At 44.7% G+C, this 19,111-nt stretch carries 21 protein-coding genes and 1 riboswitch; of the genes, 12 read left to right on the top strand and 9 right to left on the bottom strand.

All coding sequences use genetic code 11. The features are described 5' to 3' along the window. Nucleotides 1–63 precede the first annotated feature (63 nt). From FC82_RS10695 to apf, 3 genes are all read left to right on the top strand, one after another. The gene (locus FC82_RS10695) at nucleotides 64–378 is read left to right on the top strand and encodes a MazG-like family protein (RefSeq protein WP_054761233.1); all 315 of its coding nucleotides are present in this window, start codon (nucleotides 64–66) and stop codon (nucleotides 376–378) included. A gap of 3 nt (nucleotides 379–381) precedes the next feature. After that, a complete protein-coding gene (locus FC82_RS10690; RefSeq protein ID WP_056996981.1) occupies nucleotides 382–855 on the top strand; it encodes a GNAT family N-acetyltransferase in 474 nt (157 codons plus the stop codon). 519 nt (nucleotides 856–1,374) lie between these two features. Continuing rightward, the gene (gene apf / locus FC82_RS10685; RefSeq protein WP_056996980.1) at nucleotides 1,375–2,010 is read left to right on the top strand and encodes an aggregation-promoting factor; all 636 of its coding nucleotides are present in this window, start codon (nucleotides 1,375–1,377) and stop codon (nucleotides 2,008–2,010) included. Between the two features lie 147 nt (nucleotides 2,011–2,157). Here apf and FC82_RS10680 read toward each other — a convergent pair whose 3' ends face one another. Beyond that, the gene (locus FC82_RS10680; protein ID WP_056996979.1) at nucleotides 2,158–2,532 is read right to left on the bottom strand and encodes a hypothetical protein; all 375 of its coding nucleotides are present in this window, start codon (nucleotides 2,530–2,532) and stop codon (nucleotides 2,158–2,160) included. A 376-nt stretch (nucleotides 2,533–2,908) separates the two neighbouring features. On the opposite strand from FC82_RS10680, the gene FC82_RS10675 reads away from it, so the two are divergent. Further along, complete coding sequence (locus FC82_RS10675; protein WP_054761227.1) at nucleotides 2,909–3,595, top strand: YjjG family noncanonical pyrimidine nucleotidase; 687 nt, start codon at nucleotides 2,909–2,911, stop codon at nucleotides 3,593–3,595. Nucleotides 3,596–3,773: 178 nt separating this feature from the next. Here FC82_RS10675 and FC82_RS10670 read toward each other — a convergent pair whose 3' ends face one another. Beyond that, nucleotides 3,774–4,685, bottom strand: a complete 912-nt coding sequence (locus FC82_RS10670) for an AEC family transporter (protein ID WP_056996978.1) — start codon at nucleotides 4,683–4,685, stop codon at nucleotides 3,774–3,776. Nucleotides 4,686–5,409: 724 nt separating this feature from the next. Between FC82_RS10670 and FC82_RS10665 the strand changes: the two genes are divergently transcribed. From FC82_RS10665 to FC82_RS10655, 3 genes are all read left to right on the top strand, one after another. Beyond that, on the top strand, nucleotides 5,410–6,384 hold the full coding sequence (locus FC82_RS10665) for an asparaginase (RefSeq protein WP_056996977.1): 975 nt from the start codon (nucleotides 5,410–5,412) through the stop codon (nucleotides 6,382–6,384). Between the two features lie 73 nt (nucleotides 6,385–6,457). After that, a complete protein-coding gene (locus tag FC82_RS10660) occupies nucleotides 6,458–7,624 on the top strand; it encodes a hypothetical protein (RefSeq protein WP_054761225.1) in 1,167 nt (388 codons plus the stop codon). Between the two features lie 12 nt (nucleotides 7,625–7,636). Further along, nucleotides 7,637–7,987 (top strand): hypothetical protein, encoded by a 351-nt coding sequence (locus FC82_RS10655; RefSeq protein WP_056996976.1) that lies wholly within the window; start codon nucleotides 7,637–7,639, stop codon nucleotides 7,985–7,987. Nucleotides 7,988–8,079: 92 nt separating this feature from the next. Here the strand turns inward: FC82_RS10655 and FC82_RS10650 are convergent, their stop codons facing one another. Then, nucleotides 8,080–8,919: a DegV family protein gene (locus FC82_RS10650; RefSeq protein WP_063285462.1), complete on the bottom strand. Its 840-nt coding sequence runs from the start codon at nucleotides 8,917–8,919 to the stop codon at nucleotides 8,080–8,082. A 169-nt stretch (nucleotides 8,920–9,088) separates the two neighbouring features. On the opposite strand from FC82_RS10650, the gene FC82_RS10645 reads away from it, so the two are divergent. Next, nucleotides 9,089–9,283, top strand: a complete 195-nt coding sequence (locus FC82_RS10645; RefSeq protein ID WP_153021008.1) for a hypothetical protein — start codon at nucleotides 9,089–9,091, stop codon at nucleotides 9,281–9,283. A gap of 15 nt (nucleotides 9,284–9,298) precedes the next feature. Next, nucleotides 9,299–9,799 carry an O-acetyl-ADP-ribose deacetylase gene (locus tag FC82_RS10640; protein WP_054761219.1) on the top strand — a complete coding sequence of 167 codons (501 nt, stop codon included), beginning with the start codon at nucleotides 9,299–9,301 and terminating at the stop codon, nucleotides 9,797–9,799. Between the two features lie 97 nt (nucleotides 9,800–9,896). Here FC82_RS10640 and FC82_RS10635 read toward each other — a convergent pair whose 3' ends face one another. After that, the gene (locus FC82_RS10635; RefSeq protein WP_175279805.1) at nucleotides 9,897–10,085 is read right to left on the bottom strand and encodes an LBP_cg2779 family protein; all 189 of its coding nucleotides are present in this window, start codon (nucleotides 10,083–10,085) and stop codon (nucleotides 9,897–9,899) included. A gap of 1,153 nt (nucleotides 10,086–11,238) precedes the next feature. Here FC82_RS10635 and FC82_RS10630 point away from each other — a divergent pair. The 3 genes from FC82_RS10630 to FC82_RS10620 all read left to right on the top strand — a co-directional run bounded on the left by FC82_RS10630 (nucleotide 11,239) and on the right by FC82_RS10620 (nucleotide 13,879). Next, the gene (locus tag FC82_RS10630) at nucleotides 11,239–11,874 is read left to right on the top strand and encodes a C40 family peptidase (RefSeq protein WP_056996974.1); all 636 of its coding nucleotides are present in this window, start codon (nucleotides 11,239–11,241) and stop codon (nucleotides 11,872–11,874) included. Between the two features lie 284 nt (nucleotides 11,875–12,158). Further along, nucleotides 12,159–13,034, top strand: a complete 876-nt coding sequence (locus FC82_RS10625) for a bifunctional 5,10-methylenetetrahydrofolate dehydrogenase/5,10-methenyltetrahydrofolate cyclohydrolase (protein WP_056996973.1) — start codon at nucleotides 12,159–12,161, stop codon at nucleotides 13,032–13,034. A gap of 236 nt (nucleotides 13,035–13,270) precedes the next feature. Then, nucleotides 13,271–13,879 carry a hypothetical protein gene (locus FC82_RS10620; RefSeq protein WP_153021007.1) on the top strand — a complete coding sequence of 203 codons (609 nt, stop codon included), beginning with the start codon at nucleotides 13,271–13,273 and terminating at the stop codon, nucleotides 13,877–13,879. Between the two features lie 107 nt (nucleotides 13,880–13,986). Here FC82_RS10620 and FC82_RS10615 read toward each other — a convergent pair whose 3' ends face one another. The 5 genes from FC82_RS10615 to FC82_RS10595 all read right to left on the bottom strand — a co-directional run bounded on the left by FC82_RS10615 (nucleotide 13,987) and on the right by FC82_RS10595 (nucleotide 18,572). Then, nucleotides 13,987–14,340: a hypothetical protein gene (locus FC82_RS10615; RefSeq protein ID WP_054761215.1), complete on the bottom strand. Its 354-nt coding sequence runs from the start codon at nucleotides 14,338–14,340 to the stop codon at nucleotides 13,987–13,989. A 65-nt stretch (nucleotides 14,341–14,405) separates the two neighbouring features. Then, on the bottom strand, nucleotides 14,406–15,068 hold the full coding sequence (locus tag FC82_RS10610; protein WP_054761213.1) for an energy-coupling factor transporter transmembrane component T family protein: 663 nt from the start codon (nucleotides 15,066–15,068) through the stop codon (nucleotides 14,406–14,408). Then, on the bottom strand, nucleotides 15,065–16,504 hold the full coding sequence (locus FC82_RS10605) for an ABC transporter ATP-binding protein (RefSeq protein WP_056996972.1): 1,440 nt from the start codon (nucleotides 16,502–16,504) through the stop codon (nucleotides 15,065–15,067). Before FC82_RS10605 ends, FC82_RS10610 begins: the two co-directional genes overlap by 4 nt. Before the next feature lie 15 nt (nucleotides 16,505–16,519). Further along, entirely contained in the window at nucleotides 16,520–17,092 is a 573-nt protein-coding gene (locus tag FC82_RS10600) for an ECF transporter S component (RefSeq protein ID WP_054761209.1), read from the bottom strand. Between the two features lie 108 nt (nucleotides 17,093–17,200). Next, nucleotides 17,201–17,290: riboswitch (TPP riboswitch) on the bottom strand. 49 nt (nucleotides 17,291–17,339) lie between these two features. After that, nucleotides 17,340–18,572 carry an MFS transporter gene (locus tag FC82_RS10595; RefSeq protein ID WP_056996971.1) on the bottom strand — a complete coding sequence of 411 codons (1,233 nt, stop codon included), beginning with the start codon at nucleotides 18,570–18,572 and terminating at the stop codon, nucleotides 17,340–17,342. Nucleotides 18,573–19,111: the final 539 nt, after the last annotated feature.

Below are 19,111 nucleotides of genomic sequence, written 5' to 3'. Positions count from 1 at the left end.
TGACAGGAAGTATTTTTCATTATCCAGCATGGTATAGTAAGTATAAATACTGGAGGTAATGGGATGATTGATTTAATGAACCAGATTCGGTTAGCGGCTGAGCAGGAGCCAAAAACGGTTTCGCAACAATTTCTCAAGTTAATGGAAGAAGTAGGCGAGTCAAGCCAGGCATATCTATCAAGTCAAAATGCATCTGGAAGCGGATATAAGCAACTGACGACCGCCAATACGAAAGAGGAACTCGCTGACGTTTTACTGGTCACACTGGCAATTCTTCATAAGTTAGACACTAGCGATGCTGAATTAGAAACACTGCTGACAACCAAAACAGAAAAGTGGTTGCGCAAACAGGATCCAAGCGCATCGAAGAAAGGGTAGCCCATGACCAAAAAGATGACGTACATACAAGCCAAGACGGCAACTGATTTTAAAACGGCTACAGCGTTGATCCTTGCTTATTCAAAATCACTTGGTATTGACTTGGGTTTTCAAGATTTTCAAAAAGAAATCGAGACGCTTGATAAGGAATATAATGCGCCAAAGGGGGCATTGATCATTGCGGAAGTCGATGGACAACCAGCAGGGGTTGTCGCCGTTCACGAATTTAGTGAGGGGGTTGCCGAGTTAAAACGCCTTTACGTTGACCCTGAATTTCGTCATTTAGGACTCGGCGCTCAATTAGCGGCACGCATCATTACCAAGGCGACTGACCTTGGTTACCGCAGCATCCGACTAGACACGCTGCCAACAATGAAGGGTGCACAGAGACTTTATAAGGCGCTCGGATTTCGTCAGATTGACGCGTATCGGTTTAATCCCGTTGAAGGGACACTGTATTTAGAAAAAACATTATGAGTTCCGTATCACCGAAATAGATCAGCCTATTTATAGAAGAAAAAAACTTGAACAAACGCTTGTATCGGGTTCATTTTATGCGACAGACCCGGCATTTTTAGGTTCGTTTAAGGCAACTGGTGCACCATCTTAAAGCACAGGCATTCATATTTTGCTGGTGCTTTTTTTAATTGATAAATGCTAATAACATAATAGTGAGAATCTGATTAGGTGCTTAAAATAGCGTTAGCCTAGGAATAAGCCAACATTATTTGGGAAAATGTATCCTAAATAAGGATCTGAAAGCGGATGTAAATCTAATCAAATCCTTAATTTTATGAAATATAAGAGAAAACCGCGTTGCTTTGATAAATAAAGCGATTTATTTTTATTTTACGGCTTTCAAATATGACAGATTGTGACAAATTGAAGATTTCTTGAAATGGTTGCGGTTGAACTGTAATACCATACATATTTGCCTGTAACGTTGGGTCTGTAATATAAGCATCATCAATTAAACAAAAAGGAGTTTCAACTTACATGAAAAAATTATTACTGGCAACACTAGGTGCAACGGCAATTTTCGCAGCAGGGCTTGGGTTTAACGCAACCACAGCAAGCGCTGATACACGGGTTACTGTTAAGTCCGGTGATTCTGTTTGGCAGATTGCTAAGGACAACAACTCAACAATCAACGCCATTGAAAATGCCAACAGCATTTCAAACCACATGATCTATGTCGGCGAAGTGTTGACGATTCCTAATTCAACGACATCATCAACTGCCTACAGTTCACAATCAGCTACTGTAAATAGCTCAGCTAACTACAGTAACTCACAGTCTACTACTGGTACTGGTTCAACGACCGGTTCAACTTCATCAACCAGCAGCTACACTCCAAGCACCACCACTTCAAGCAGCTCAACGACGTCATCAACGAGTTCTTCAAGCAGTTCAAATGCAGCAGCTAAGGCTTGGATCGCTAACAAGGAATCTGGCGGTTCATACTCTGCAACGAACGGTTCATACATCGGGAAGTACCAATTAAGTTCATCATACTTGAATGGTGATTACTCAGCAGCTAACCAGGAAAAGGTTGCCAACGAATACGTTTCTTCACGTTACGGTTCATGGACAGCAGCCAAGGCTTTCTGGGAAGCAAACGGCTGGTACTAAACCACTAAATAAATCTTTTAAATAGGCTTGTGGAACGCGTTTCCACTCTGTTGCCTAGAAAGATTCAAACCGTAAAAGAGCGGCATCAACGATTGTCTTTGTTGATGCCGCTCTTTTTATGATTTCAAACCCTATTTGGCCAATCAGTTAGTGTCTAACAGAACGATGCCCGCCGGATCGTCTGCCCTTCAGCACTTTACGCTTATATTTGGTTCGTGCGTTATCGGCTTCAAACTTAAAGTGGCGCATTTTACCGGCGTATGGTTGACCGTTCATTCGTGTCCGCAGCCAAGTATGCATGGCGTCCACCATTTGTTCAGCATTTTTGACCTGAACATCTTGGTGGGCTGCCTTAGCCGTTGGAATAACGTCGTCTTCAATTTGTTTGACCAGTTTTTGGTGATAGGCAATGAGTTCCATGGTCAGTGGTGCCTGGACGTACTGATTAAACAGGCTCTCAATGTAGCGCAGCGCGTCCTTAGCATCTTTTGGCTGGTAGAAACGATTATCTGTTTCTGTCATTAAAGTCCCTCGTTTCAATCCTGAATTTAGTTTCGTGAATGCTTTAAAAAAATCTGGCATAATGATGACGTAGTTAAGTGTCATAAGGGGAAAGACACACTTCCCAAACATAATAGTCATCCATTATAGAAATGTCAAAATTGGCAGGAAAACTGGCTTGACGAGGATACGTTAAAAAGCGTACATTTAGTAGTTGAATACCAATAAAGTTCAGAAAATAGTGCTAATCATTTTAAAAAATGGTCTGAACGAAGTTGACTCCCACAAAAAAACTTTGCTTGGTCTCGCGGCCCGTAGCTTCTTGTCGGAGAACATTTGATTCTATACAGAGTAAATGTGAGCACAACTATAAAATGATAGTCTAGGAGGCTGTTCAATGAGTTATCAAACCCTACTGTTTGATGTTGATGATACACTATTGGATTTTCAGTCGGCGGAACGTCAAGCATTAAACAACCTGTTTCGCGATTTAGAATTACCGCTGGACACGGATACTTATCAGTATTATCACGAACTGAATGAATCACTTTGGCGAAAATTTGAAGTCGGTCAACTGACGCGGCCAGAGATGCTGGTCAAACGATTTCATGATTTATTTGTTCACGTTGGCCATCCGGAAGTAGATTTTTCTCAGGCGGAAACCGTTTATCGCAACCACCTGGCGGAGGGGCATGATTTGGAACCAGAAGCACTGCAACTTGTGTTGGATCTCAGTCAGAAACATGATTTATATATTGTGACGAACGGTGTTGCAGCGACCCAGCAAAAACGGCTTGATGAAGCCAACATTGCCCAGTATTTTCAGCAGGTGTTCATCTCGGAAATCATCGGTGCTCAGAAGCCTGAATTGAAATTTTTTGAACAGGTTGCCGCTAATATTGTCGCTTTCGATAGGCGTAAAACGCTGGTTATCGGTGATTCTCTGACATCTGATATTAAGGGCGCCAACGGGTTTGATTTGGATTCGGTGTGGTTTAACCCGCTGAAAAAGCCGAATGAATCAGGTGAGATACCAACTTTTGAAATTGATCATTTGTTGCAGCTGGAGACCATTGTGGCGTAGCAAGTGACAAAATGAGTGGCTTATAAGACAACTGACCCATCTAAAGCCCACAAGGGGTTTAGATGGGTCAAGTCTATACGGATGGCACAGAACGACAGTGTCCGTTTTTTAAGTTTAGAAATGCATGGATGGCTTGTGGTTTAGGCACCGAAATCTGTTTGATTGGTCATTAATGACTTTAACTCAGTGCCACCAGGAATGCTGCTAGCGTGATAAAGGAACACACAGTACTCCAAAATTGAGTTGATGCTAGTTCTGATTCGTTAACGTTGAATTGAATGGCTAAGGTCGTTGGCATTGTCGCCGTTGGGATAGCTAGGGTCAAGACGACCAGCCGTTGCAGTTCTGACGTTGCGCCGAATGCCAACATGATGCCCCAAATAACAATTGGAAACAGAATGTTTTTCGAAAAGACCGTTGCAACAATTGCTCTGTTGACCAAAATCTTCCGGGTGAACAGGACGATCCCGGTGGCAAAAATGGCTAATCCGCCAGCACCTTTGCCCAATAGTTCAAAGGAACCGCTGAGGTCCTCTGGCATTTGCCAGCCGACGAGAGCCAAAATAAGCCCGAGTAACGCCGCTGCAACAAGTGGTTTCTTCAATGTTCCTAATAACCGTGAGCCAAGACTGGCGTCGCTGCTCAGCGTTGCGAAGACGGTTGGCAGAATCAAAATGTTAATGATCAATGTACAAACACCGATCGTAATGGCACTCTGTGAAGCACCGAAAATAAGGGGTAAAATAGCTGATCCGATAAATGGAACTGAAGGGTCGGCCACGGACATTGCGCGCAGCGTCGAGATATGTAGCGAAGTGTGAAACAAGTACCGGTTGATAATGAGAAAGATAATATAGCAACCCACCATGCTGACCAGCAGCCAGGCTGCCAACGGAATATCCTTAATGATGATTTTTCGGGGTGTACTCCAGATACCGGAAAAAACGCTCAGGGGTAACATAAAATTCATGACCAGCCGGACAAACATTTGACTGTCATGATCATCGAAATAGTCTCTGGCAGCAGCAAAGTAGCCTAACGCAATCGTGACAATAATGGGTAATAACGCAAAAATCAAAGTTTTTAACACAATGACATCTCCTCTCGACCTGTTAATGTAAAATTATACAACAAATGATTTTAATTACAAGATTATGAAAAAATATTAGAGACTCTCATTTTCACTTAATTGTGCGTGGCAATGGATTTTGACAGCTATCAGAACTATTATTTCTTTTTTAATTATTTAAGTCCTGATTTAATGGCGATTATATAAAAACGATGGCAGAGAATTTTCTCGTCAAAATAACAAAAAGTGGATATTCAGTACTTGATGAAAAATGAATAAACAACGATTATGAGAATAATATGTGCTTGATTGTCGACAAAATAAAAAGGATTTCGCCCGTTAGACAGCGATAATCCTCTCATCACGGTGTTGCATGAGTCACTTTATTTCCGATGGTGGAAAAGATGCTTTAGACTGTCAACAACCCATTGAGAAATGGGTCCCCAATTGGTTAAACCACCAGAGCTGGGCGGGGTTTTTACAGTCACCTGGATTTTAGGTAACCCGCCTGGTGTGTGTCGTTTATCTGGTTCCTCCGGCATCCTGAATCCCTCCTTTATCAAACGTGAGTAACGTTGGCACGCTGATGAGATCGCGTAACCTCTTCATGATTAGTCGCCTCGGACGTGTGTCATCTTTTACTATATTTTAACTTATTTTGACAGTAACGCGGGTAAAATACGATATTGTAAGCTTCATTTGTACTTTTTTATGTAACCCATTAAATTAAATACTGAGGTAAATTATGAAAACAATTTTAGCAATTCATACCGGCGGCACGATTTCAATGTCGCAAAATGAAAAGGGCGAAGTGGTGCCGAACGCAGAAAACCCAATCGCCAAGGAAGCCACTATTTTAAATGGCCAGGTCAATTTAGTAACTGATGAGATGTTTAACCTGCCTTCCCCTCATGTGACCCCAGCCGTGATGCTGCAAATCAAACAACGCATTGACCAAGCGGTGCAGGAGGGTGTCGATGGGGTCGTGATCACCCACGGGACAGACACGCTGGAAGAAACGGCGTATTTTTTAGACCTGACTCAGACCAGTGATATCCCCATCGTTCTAACGGGTGCGATGCGGTCATCTAACGAAATCGGATCAGATGGGCTGTATAACTTTCAAAGTGCAATTATGGTGGCCGCTACGCCGGAATCAAAAGGCAAGGGTGCGTTGGTCGTCATGAACGACGAGATTCATACCGCCCGTTATGTGACAAAAACGCATACCACTAATGTGGCAACGTTTCGAACGCCAACGTTTGGACCAATAGGTGTCGTTGCCAAAGGCAAAGCGCAATACTTCCAAGAACTGATCCAGCAGTCGACCTGCGCCCTCGATCACGTTGAAGATGGTGTGTACTTGATCAAAGCCTACGCTGGAATGGGTGGGACGTTGTTTAATGCTATTGCATCACCCGATACGAAGGGACTCGTCATTGAAGGTCTTGGTGCTGGGAACCTGCCGCCCGCAACGTTGCCGGCAATTGAAAAATTGTTAGCGTTGAGAATTCCTATCGTTCTCGTTTCGCGCTGTTACAATGGCGTTGCTCAGGATATTTACGATTATGAGGGCGGCGGCATTGAACTGACCAAGATGGGACTCATTTTATGCCAGGGTTTGAACGGGCAAAAGGCCCGGATCAAATTGTTAGTCGGATTGAGCGGCGGACTTACTGGTCAAAAGTTAAGAGAATTTGTCAGCAACGCAATTTCGTAGTTAATTCTAAGTAATTCAGGCCTAGATGTGCTATCATAGCTGTTTGAGAATATTGAAAAAGAGGTGAGACAATTTGAATTCAATCGTAAACGACCTAAGGTTTGCGCTGCAGCGAAAAGCCTTAGTCAACGTCTATCAACTCAATCAAAACGTCGTGTATACCGGTTATGTCAACATTATTGACGAACTTGGTATCGTTTTGACCACGTTTGATGATAGCGGTATCGAGGATGGTGCCGTCTATTTAACCTTTGAGGCTATTGAGTTTGTTGAGTTCGACAGTGATGATCTGGACAGTATGCGATTTCGAATTGAAAACGCACAGCAGTCTCACTTTGTGAGTTATGGTAAACTAACATCAGCGTTTAATTTAAAACGACCCCTGATACGCCAAGTGTTGGAAAATGCGATGGTCAATGAAAGTACCATCATGGTGGTTGAACGCGATTCTGATAAATTTTATGAAGGTCAGGTTACCCGAATTTCGGATTATGACGTGGATTTTCAGGTGTTTAATAAGTTTGACCTACATGATAAACCTAAGCTGACGTTTGATTTTGCTGACATTCTTCTTGTGGAGTTTGAAGGTAAAGAACTGACGTTACAGACCGTTGCGATGGGGGTATTTGAGAATATGCCGCCCGTCACGACCCATCAAGTAGAGAGCCAGACAGGGATTCAAGAGGCACTGCAACACGCGTTTGAAACAAATGCGTTAGTTTCATTGAATCCAAAGGCGGATGAAGGCATGTTCTTTGTTGGCCGAGTCAACACGCTGACCAACGATATGGTGCTGGTTAATCTGGTTGATATGGCTGGTCAATTTGGCGGTTACTGGCTGACTAAACTGAGTGCCATCCAACAAGTTATTACGCGGTCGGATTATTTGCAGGTCGTGGAAACATTTATCAGTATCAATCAGCGGGTGGGTGTGACAAAGCAGCCTGGACTTAATGATGAACGGCTCTTTGACCCGACCACTGACCTCTTTTCGATGATTCTTGGGCAATCGGTAGCACTGCGGCGCATCGTGCGGATCCAGCTGCACGATGATCAAAGCATCACTGGTTATCTGAGCCGGCTGGATGATAAGCAATTTATCTTTCACCAGGTCGAAGAGGGCATGATCATTGATCCATTAGGGACCATGTTTGAAATTGCCGATGTGGATGAAGTCGCGTTTGATTACATGGATGCTCAATTGTTGGAAAAGGAATTGCGTAACCAGGGTGAGTTGTAGGAGGAATTTGTAGTGGATCAGATATGGAAATGGTGGGCTAAGCTGCCGAAGTGGATTCGAGATACAATTCAAGTGGTCATGGCGATGACGATTCTGCTCATCATTTATGATTTAGCAGTCCCGCCGATGACGCATAAACCGTACTCGATGAGCACCCTAATATCGTTCCCATTTCAAGTGATTCTCGGCTTCATTGTGGTGGCCGTTTATAATTACTTCAAAGCGCGTTCTCAAGCAAAAGAAAAAGCGGCAAAAGAACGGGCGGCAGAAGTTGAACAGTTAAAAAAAGAACAGCAAACAAAGCAGCATTCAGAAAACCTCAAGCGGAACCAGGCTAACGGTGCTAAACAGCAGGATCGATAGTTAAAGCGCGTGGTATTCATTGGTGTTGCAAAATAAAAAGAAGATTTAGTTCAATGTCCGTATTCGGAAATGAACTGAATCTTCTTTTTAGGTTAATCTGTATAGAATTCAACCGCCAGTGCCCCTAAACCAGTATAGGTACTGATAACTGGACCTGCTTCGTGAATTGTAATTTCTGTGTTAGGCAGACTTTCGTGGATTCGGCCTGCAATCTCACTGGACTGTGTCAAATTATCCACATGAGTCAGGCCAACTTTGGCTGGGGATAGTAGTTGAATGCGAGCCACCAGCTCATCAATTTGTTTGTTCAAGAATCGCTTGCCCCGGCCCTTTGAAGCAACCTGCAACGCACCGTTCTTGACCTCAGCAACGACTTTGATGTGCAGGAGGTTGGCGATGCCGCCCGCTGTCCGGCTGAGACGGCCGCCCTTGATCAAGTTTTCCAATGTGTTTAAAAAAACATAGATTTCCGTGTTTTCCCTGTGTAACTCAATGGCGTTGAGGATGTTTTCCAACGGCGCGTGGTTCTTCGCCATTTTTGCGGCGGTGATGACCTGAAACGCCAGCCCACGATCAATTGACAATGAATCGATCACTGTGACCTTTGTTTCTGTAATATCGGCAGCCTGGCGCGCGGCGTTTACCGTGCCGCTGAGATGGTGTGTTAAATTAAGACACAACACCTCGTCACCGGCATCACCAATGTCGTTGAATACTTCAAGAAATTGGCCAATGGAGGGCTGGCTAGTTTTAGGCAGTTCTTCATCCCCCGTTAAGTGACTGAGAATTTCAATATTGGTAATATCTTTTCCATTATTAAAATACTCTTTATCGCCAATGCGGACGACTAATGGCACAACAGTAATGGGTAAGTCGTTTAATTCTTCTTCGGTTAATTGAACGGTTGAATCCGTCACAATCTGGATACTCAATAGCGACACCTCGTTTTAAATGAATGACCTTAACTAATCAAATGACGCTCGCTGGTAAGTTGGTTGCCAAATGCCCACATCTTTGATTGCGGGCGTTATAATGGTGGTAAACCAACACCGACTATTATACAGTAAATTGTCGGAATTGACAGATATCGAGGATGAAATCATGACAGAAAATCAAAATCATACACAGGAAGAATCAACTGAGGAAACAGCGGCTACTAAGAAGAAATTAGACATTAATGCGCTTGCCATGAATCCCATGCAGGTGGGTATGGCTCGGATGAAAGCACAGAAAAAAGACGGTACCAGTGATGAATCAGCAAAGAAAAAACGTCACTGGTGGTCACGGCAAAAATAGATAGGAGGCTTCAATTTGGCACAGATCAGCGTTATTCAGGGTGATATCACGACAATGAAGGTTGATGCAATCGTTAACGCCGCTAATACTGGTCTGGTTGGCGGTGGCGGGGTCGATGGCGCCATCCACCGGGCAGCTGGACCAGAACTCGACATTGCCTGCCGCAAACTGGGCGGCTGTCCAACAGGAGAGGCGAAGGTCACCCCAGGTTTTCGCTTACCAGCTCGTTTTGTGATCCATACACCGGGACCCATCTGGCGTGATGGGTCGTTTGAAGAACCGAAATTGTTGCGGGCGTGCTACGTGAATAGTTTAAAGCGCGCGGTTGAAAACGGGTGTCAAACAATCGCTTTTCCATCGATCAGCACCGGCGTTTACGGGTATCCCTTAAAGGCGGCAGCTAAGATTGCTTTGACTGCTATCGCTCAATTTGACGCACCGCTGCAGGTCACTATGGTCTGTTTTGAGGACGCAGCCTTTTCGGCATATCAGGCTGTTTTAAACGAACTGGATTAATTGAATTTTTAAAAGAAAAAGATGATGACTGATTACGAGCGCTTGTTCGTGATCAGTCATCATCTTTTATTTGACGTTTTTATATGTCGTAAACCAACTATTTGCTACCGATGAACTTTGTGAGCTCAGCGGTTTCCTCAGCGGTCGGCTGGCTTTCCATTGATTTGATGTTGTGAAGTCGTTCGACCGTGATATGAAGATTCAGTGCGAGTTCAGTATCAGTCAAATTGTGCTTTTTTTGGTATCCAATGATTTTCTCAGCAATAGCGCTCATTTCTTGTTCCATAAGATCCCTCCACCTTTTGATTTGGTCTAACCTTATTATAGCCGATTTAGCGCTGAATGAACAATATTGCGTGTGGGCTTGTGTGGGAAAGACTGAAGTGGCGGGGTTTGTTGTTACCCACAAATTGGCTGAAATTGTGTGCTAACTCGCGAACTTGGGATGTTTTGTTGAATCTGTTTTTGGCGAATGCTTAAGTGTGCAAGTTTCACTTGTTTATTTTGAGTGAAATTTCAGGTTGGTACAGAGGATTTAAGCGGTTTGTTTTTAGGGGAGGGTTTGGTACCGTGAAGTAGTTTTCGAGGTGTTTGATTTTTTTGAGGCCATGTTGAAATGGGTGTTGGGAGCAAGGGAGCTGTTTTTTCGAGGGCTTACATACATTGATGATAAATGTTCGGTCAGCGTTTTGGTTTTGCTAATATGGCGTATAAACGTGTTCCAGGAAGCAAGGAGTTGCATGTAAGGGACTTCGGACAAATAATCCAAGACCGGGATTTTTTGCCCAAAGTCCCTTACACTCCACTCCTTAAACGCTTCCTTCCACACTCTTCCATACAGGCCCAGTCAGTTTAGTGGTCTTGCTAATATGTTGTCGAAACGTGTTCCAGAAGGCAGAGGGCTCCTGCGTAAGCAACTTCTGGCACCAAATCCAAGCCCAGGATTTGATGCCGAAAGTTACTTACGCTCCGCCCTCTAAACGCCTTCTTCCACACTCTTCCATACAGGCCCGGTCAGCATAGTGGAATTGCTGTTATGGCGTATAAACGTGTTCCAGGAAGCAAGGAGTTGCATGTAAGGGACTTCGGACAAATAATCCAAGACCGGGATTTTTTGCCCAAAGTCCCTTACACTCCACTCCTTAAACGCTTCCTTCCACACTCTTCCATACAGGCCCAGTCAGTTTAGTGGTCTTGCTAATATGGCGTCGAAACGTGTTCCAGAAGGCAGAGGGCTCCTGCGTAAGCAACTTCCGGCACCAAATCCAAGCCCAGGATTTGATGCCGAAAGTTACTTACGCTCCGCCCTCTAAACGCCTTCTTCCACACTCTGTCACCAAATCATCACCTTCACGTAATCTTCTAGTTATCTTCACGCGTTATCATTAATTTATTGATATAATGAAACCTAACGAAAACTATGTAGATGAGGTGTTCCTATGACTTTCAAAAAACCACTTTTAGCACTTGCTGCTTCCGTTGCACTGTTTGGTGTCACAACGGTTAGTGCTCACGCGGCTAGCATTCAGGCTTTACCTAATCAGACTGAAACCCAGGCTGCTCATGACGCTGTTAATTCAACTTCTGACAGTGATACATCCAGTTCTGCAACTTCGTCGACGACTAGTGCTTCGACGGCTAGTGCATCGAGTACCACCGCAGATGCAACTAGTTCGTCGAGTACCAGTACTAGTTCGACTTCCAGCACGACTGCCAAAAAAGTCGTTGCTTTGGCTAAAGAACTTGCTACTGAAAATATCCCTTACGTTTGGGGCGGTGAATCTCTGAAGGGGATGGACTGTTCTGGGTTAACCGATTATGTTTACCAGCACGCTGCTGGCATCACGCTTGGTCATTACACCGTAACGCAGGAGTCTAAGGTCACAAAGGAAGCCGTTTCTGATGCACAGGCTGGTGATTTGCTCTTCTGGGGCAAACAAGGCGCAAGCTACCACGTTGCCATTTACATTGGCAACAATCAATACGTTGCGGCACCGGAACCCGGAGAAAACGTCCAGGTTCAAACGATCAGCAGCTACTTTAAGCCGAGTTTTGCGGGAAAAGTAAACAGCTAATTAAATGAAAATGGTTGAGGGGGCTCAGCAAAGCACTTTTTTGCTAAGCCTCTTTATTTTACATCTATATCTGTTAAATGAGCGACAAATGGAATGTGAATTGCTTCAATAAGCGAACGCTTTTAATTAAGCGATGATTAAAGTTTGTGTTTATTGGTTGTGGTCAATCTGGGATTAGTGTATGATTGCAATGATAGAAAAAGGTTTCAATTGATTTTGAATCAATGAAATTCTTTGAAAATGAGACGGCACTTTGGCACTGCATAAGGAGACTTCAAACACTGATGTTAATTGATGGTAAAGGGTTATCTAAGCAAATGGATGCGTCCATTATTGAAAAAGTGAACACATTAAAGTCAGACGGCATTGATCCAAAGCTCGCCGTTATTTTAGTAGGCCATGATCCCGCTAGTCAAATCTACGTTCGCAATAAGCACCGCAAGGCAAAACTCGTCGGTATTCACTCAATTGATAAACGGATGCCGGATGACACCACACAAGAAGAATTGTTGGCGGTAATTCACGACTATAATCGTGATGCTAGCATTCACGGCATCTTGGTGCAGCTGCCGTTACCAAAACAAATCGATGAATCGGCCATCATTCAGGCCATTCTTCCAAGCAAAGACGTTGATGGTTTCAGTCCTGTAAACTTGGGTCGATTGTTTGCAAACAGCGACGAAGCATATCCCGTGCCGTGCACGCCGCGAGGAATTATGACGATGCTGGATACTTACAAAGTACCGTTAGAAGGTGCCCACGCGGTCATGGTCGGTAGTTCGAACATTGTCGGCCGTCCGCTTGGCGCAATGCTGTTGAACCGAAACGCAACCGTGACGTATACGCACATCTACACAAAAGACATGAGCAGTATCACTCAAACTGCAGACATTCTCATTGTTGCGACCGGCGTGGCTCACTTAATTAAAGGGCGCGATATTAAGCCTGGGGCAACTGTTATTGATGTTGGCATGGACCGTGATAAGGCCGGTAATTTGGTCGGTGACGTTGATTTTGACGAGGCCGTAAAGGTTGCGGGTAAAATTACCCCCGTTCCGGGTGGCGTTGGCCCCATGACGATTACAACCCTGATGCAACAAACTTTGGAATTAGCTGAGGGTAAATTTAGTCAACAACGACAAAAACAAAGTGTCCTATAAAACGAAACCTCGCACCTGTCAAAAATATGGCAGGTGTTTTTTAGTCCAAATTACCGAATGACTTTTCACAAACAACACAATTATAAGAATTGTGGTATGTCAATAATGGAAACCCTTACATTTTATTGGAAATCTTGTCCATCACTACCACTTTTGCCAACACTTAATGCTATAATTAAGGTAAGTTGAAGAAAAAGGAGGGTGGGTAAGACCAAGACTTGGTTATTACCGCGATTATGAAAACTATTTTGAAATTGATGGTACCACTCGCACTCAGTACACTCCTCGTTGGTTGCGGCAATAGCAGCAGCCAATCAGGATCAACTAAAAAGGCTGAAACGACGACGAGTCAGTCAGCTAAGAAAAAGGACACGAAGACGACGACCACGGCAGATAAAACGTCATCGTCGAGCGCGGTCAGTTCCTCCAGCGCTTCAAGCAACGGTGCCAACTATACGGTTCAGTCATCGAGCACAACAAGCGCTGACAGCACTAGCTCTACGACTGCAAACTCTGATGCGACGACGAGTCAGTCTGCTGATCAAACCAGTTCATCGACTACCCAGGGGCCGACAATTAATCAAAACACCCTGACTGAGCGTATTTATCGGTTAATGAGCGGTGCGTATGCAAGACAGGATCTAATCATGCAGATTACTCAGACCAGTACTAATATTTACACCGTACAGGTTCGAGAAAATCACCAGTCTCCTAACATGCGGGCGAAGTATGTTGATCCGAATACAAGTCCAACAGTGGCATGGTTTAAAACTAACTCAACAGGCCAACTCCTGCAGTCTAAAGATGGTGGGGCAACCTACTACGTTGTTGGGACAGCTTATTAAGCGAGACATAACATTACAAAAATCCCCAATCAAAGATCCAGTCCGGATCCTTGATTGGGGATTTTTTCACGTCTCAGCGGTTAGCTGGGTTGATCTTAGCCGTGTCTTCACCATGAATTGTGACGGCGGCGAACTGAATCGCGCAGTTTGAACATGGATAGGATAAAGGCATAGAAAGCGATAAAAGCGATGATGGCCCACAACCAATTCAGATGGGTTTGAATGAGAACAAAATAGCCAACCCCAAGCGAACTGATGGTGGTCAACACCAGTGAGAGTGTCAACGAGTCGAGTCCGAAAAAGGCGTGACCCACTGTCACGGCAATTGCGCCAGTGAAAACAATTTCGGCACTTTCAGGACTGCCAACGTGATAGAAGAGGGCACCAATTTCAAGAATGACGCCCAAGACGATCACAATAACACCAAACAAGGTTGTAAACTTGAGTGAACTTTGTTTCATATCCATCACCTTCTTTTGACATTATTATATATCTTTTTTTAAAATAAGGTGAGAAATTAATGAGACTACGGCAAAGGAATCGCGAACAAACCAACTTGTAACAACAAAAGCGGTACGATAATGAGCACCCAGTCCCACCAACTTGTCGTGATGACCGTCAAATGCGTTCGGGGCGCTTCTTCAACAAAACCGTGTGATGTCATAGCTTCAGCCAAGTTTTCTGACCAGTTCAGCGAGGCGATGATTGCCTTGAAGTAGAGTTGCGGTGACCAGAAATGTAAGACTTGACCGCGCATTTGCCCGGCTGCACGAATCGTTGCAACTTCGCTGACGATTTTCGGCATCAGATTGAAAGCGCCAAGAAAACCATAGGCGAATTTGCTGGGTACGTGCGCATTTTGTTCCAGGGACATGACCAGTGTTTGGATCGGGGTCGTTAAAGTTGCGGCTGACCCAACGAAAACATAGGCGTAGATCCGCGTGAACAAAACGATAGCAAAATGGACGTTATTGTTACCGCGTCCCTGCATCAGCATGGCAACGGCAAGCGCCGTGGCTGGAATCAGTGGGACAAGCAACAACAAGCCGACCCGTTTCCATGGTGTTCTGTGCCACAGGATGACGATGAGACCCAGGGCTGCCAAGACGACGTTGATGACCCAAACGCTTGTGAACGAAATTTCTAGGGCAATCAAAACGGCTAATAAAAATTTTAACGTTGGGTTCATGCGAGCACCTCCGAATAAGTCAGTTGTTGATTTTTAAGCTTAACGTGGTAGTCGATCAGGTCCGCAATACCATAGAGTTGGTGGCTAACAATGACGTAGGTCTGGTGACAGTCATGTGCCACATGCTGCATTAGCGAAAGCACCTGTTGCAGAGACGTGAAATCTAACCCCGTAAACGGCTCGTCAAATAACAGGATGGGCGTCCCCATCATCAGCATTTCTAAAATTTGTAGTTTCTTTTTTTGACCCCCGCTCAGTGCGTATACCACATGGTCGTTTAATCCGTCTAGCCGGAGCTGCTTCAGAAAATCGGGCAGTTTAGCCGAGAAATAATCAGCGTTACGACTATTTTTCGTGGATAATGCGAGTTCCTCCTCAACGGTTACATTCAAGAATTGCTCTTCCGCGTCCTGAAAAACGAGACCCAGTTCTTGATAAAAAATGCGTTTCCGACTTTTCCGCACTTCCGTTTGATCAACAATGATTGAACCGCTGTAATCGTGTAATTTGGCGATGGCGGTCAACAGAGTAGACTTCCCGACACCATTGGGACCGGTGAGCAGTGTGACGTGGTCGCGATAAAATACAAAGCTTGGTTGATTGAGTAAGGTTCGAGTCCCAGCTGTGAGTTTCAGGTCAGTGAGTTGAATTGCCGGTGGCGTTTTCTTGTCAGGCAGTGCAAAACGGACTTCGTCGGTCTTACTTCTGCTAAATGAGGCCAGCCGCTGATCTTTTTCTTGCGCCGATAAGGGTGTTAACGCCGTGCCAGCAGTGTTTATCACAACCATTTGATCAATGTAGTTGCCGTAATCTTCAAGGTCGTGGTCAGCTAGAATAATGGTTTTGTGGTCTTCTCGCTGTAGTCGTGCTAACTTGCCCAGCAACAGTTGCCTAGCATCAGGGTCCACACTGGCAAACGGTTCGTCCAGCAAAATGGTATCCGTGTCCATTGCCACAATGACGGCCAATGCCACCTTTTGTTTTTCGCCACCGGAAAGGGTACTGATCACGCGGTCACGCAGATCGGTAATCTCTAGGAAAGCCAACGCCCGGTCAATTCGTGGCATGATGTCAACTGGTGGCAATTGTTGGTTTTCCAACGCGAAAACGAGTTCGTTTTCAACGGTATCCATCGCAAATTGTTGGTTCGGATTTTGAAACATCATGGCGACCAGCTGACTTCGTTTTGTTGGACTAATTTCCGATAGAAGTTGATCATTAAGCGTAATATGGCCTGCTGTGACCTTCCCAGAAAAGGCGGGATATAATCCGGCAATCAATTTTAACAGGGTTGATTTACCTGAACCTGAAGGACCGGTGAGTAGCGTAAAACCGCCGCTGACAAACGAAATGGATAAGTCAGTCAGCGTCGGTTTTAACGGTTCATCACCGATCGTATATGAAAATGAAAGGTGGTCAACAGAAACGGTAGCCATTATAAAACCTCACTTTTAACGCGTTTGTGCTTGCAATAGGTGTGTCCGGTCCAATAAGTTGGTGATGGCTTTAGATAACAGGCCGCCAAAGATCCACATTGAAATTAACCGGATAATGAACAAGGCAATCAACAGACCAAAATGGTAGCTGGCATAACCGTTTCGGGCCATGTCCCAAGCGAAGGTGATGATGGTAGTCGTCAGGACACTCATGTTCAGCCCCAACCAGTTAAAGTTTTTGTAACCGGTGAAGGTAAAACCAAGTTCAGAGGCAACCCCCTGAACGACCCCAGAGATCATTGTGCTGGCGCCCCATTGGCCACCGAGAAACATTTCAACAACGGAACCAAGAAATTCGCCTAAGAAAGCGGCGCCGACTCGTTTGAAGATGATACCGGCCAGCGGACCAGCCATGCACCAGACGCCCATTAGAATATCGTTGGCAGCCGGGCCAAGACCAACGGGCGTTAATGCAACGGTGAGAATGTTGTATAGCGGTCCGATTACCCAGAAAATAACCCCACAGAAGATCGCAATTAAAGCTAATAAAATGATGTCGCGTAAATGCCAAGCATTTGAACGTTTCATGATGAAGCCCCCTATAATTTTTAGTTGCTAAACGAAGTCTGACTGCAAAAAAGGGCGTTCCCAGTTATCCTGGAAACGTCCTTTTGGCTTTTAATAATCAAAAATTGCACAATTCATTCATTATTCTCCCTACGCTGGTACTGACCAGATCAGGTTCAATGGGTGTATCTCAGCCAAAAGGCACCCCAGATAACGTTTAGTTTAACATCATTTTACACGGAAATGGTGGCGATTGCAATCAACAAGATTACCCTTCGTTGACCTGGCCTAATTTGTGCAGGCTTGGAATCGTCAGCATCGTGATGAAGCTAATGACGTAGAGCACAGCCAGAAAGCCCATGACTACGATTAGAGAGTAACGGTCCATTAAGAAGCCGATGACGACGGATGAGAAACCACCAATGGCCCGGCCAACGTTAACGATAACGTTGTTGGCAGTCGACCGGACTTCAGTCGGATAAAGCCGGCTGATAACGGCACCGTACCCACCAAACATGCCGTTTGAGAAGAAGCCCAAAATGGCACCGGCAAATAACAGGGTAATCTCGTTAAAGGTTAAGGTGATTCCGAAAACGGAAACGGCAGAACATAATAGGAAGATGCCAAAGGCTCGTCGCGGTCCGAAGTAGTCCAGGATTGACCCGAAAGTCATCATTCCAATGCTCATACCGACAATCGTGGCAATCATCCAGAGGGAAGAACCGGAAACACTCAGACCAAGTTTTTGCTGCATGATGGAAGGCAACCAATTCATCAGGCCAAAGTAGCCGGCAATTTGCACGATAACCATCACCATCAGGGCAACTGATTGATAGGCAAGCTGTGGTGTTTTAAAGAGGGCACTGATCCGAACCCGTTTCCGCGGATCCTTCACTGCGTTCTTGGCGGCAATAAACTCGTCTGATTCATGAAGATGGCGCCGGATAAAGTAGGTCAGCACAACTGGAATCAAGCCGAACAGGAACAGGGCACGCCAGCCAAGGGTTGGAATGATGACTGATGCGCAGATAGCAGCGAGAATGGCACCAATTTGGCCGCCAATTGCGGCAATTGAAGTCATTTTACCGATGTTTTTGTGTTTGAAGTTTTCGGCAATCAGCGTGATGCCAACGCCGTATTCGCCTCCGGCACCAACACCGGCTAAGAACCGGCAGCCGTAAATCAGATAAATGTTACTAGCAAAATACATCAGCGCTGTGGCAATGGCGAAAATGAAGACGGTGTGGGAGAAAGTCTTGACCCGGCCAAACCGATCCGCAATGACACCAAACAAAATACCACCCGCTAACATCCCCAAATTGGTGATCGATGAAATCAACCCAGCTTGGGCACCGCTGATATGTAATTCAGCGATGATCGACGAAAGTGCAAACGAGAGAAATAAAACATCCATGTTCTCCAAAGCAAATCCAGCTGACGTTGAGGCAATCGTCCACTTTTGGTTAGTGGTTAACGCGTGGTCATGTGCAGTTGTTTCCATTATTCAGTTCCTCCAAAATGATTGCTCACAGGCAATCGTTATTTTTGACGGCCGCAGCCGTCCTTTGTTGTCTGTATTGTGTCATAGATTATCTTTTTGTGCAACTGTTATTTTTGGATAATTATTTGCTTATTAATTGAAAGTGATTTTTAAAAAATAAGCCGACTGGTCGTTGTGTGACATAATCTGGTGCTTCACCAGGGTAGGTCGTAATTGCACGTCAAATCAAGTCATGCCACTGACATGACAGCCATTAAAAATTCCAGACCATATGGGAAATCGTGAAACTGTCAAATTACTACGAAACTTTGGTTGAAGACTTTTCATAAGCAACAGTCAGCTAAATAGTCCCGGTGAACTTTCCTCTACAAAAAATAAAAAATGACTTTTTGGGATAACGCAGCCAAGTTGGTGGCACTCATAAATATTGACTAGTTTCACTGCGCGATCTTTGTCTGTAAAAGGAAACAATTGCGCCATAGCAACTTTTAGATTATAGATTTTTGGCGCATGGTGGCCCATCAAGCTCAATCAGCGAA

The sequence above is a fragment of the Secundilactobacillus collinoides DSM 20515 = JCM 1123 genome (assembly GCF_001435975.1).
In the GTDB taxonomy this organism is placed as follows: Bacteria; Bacillota; Bacilli; order Lactobacillales; family Lactobacillaceae; genus Secundilactobacillus; species Secundilactobacillus collinoides.
Note: the sequence above shows the minus strand (reverse complement) of the source record. Positions and strands in the feature narration are given on the sequence as shown.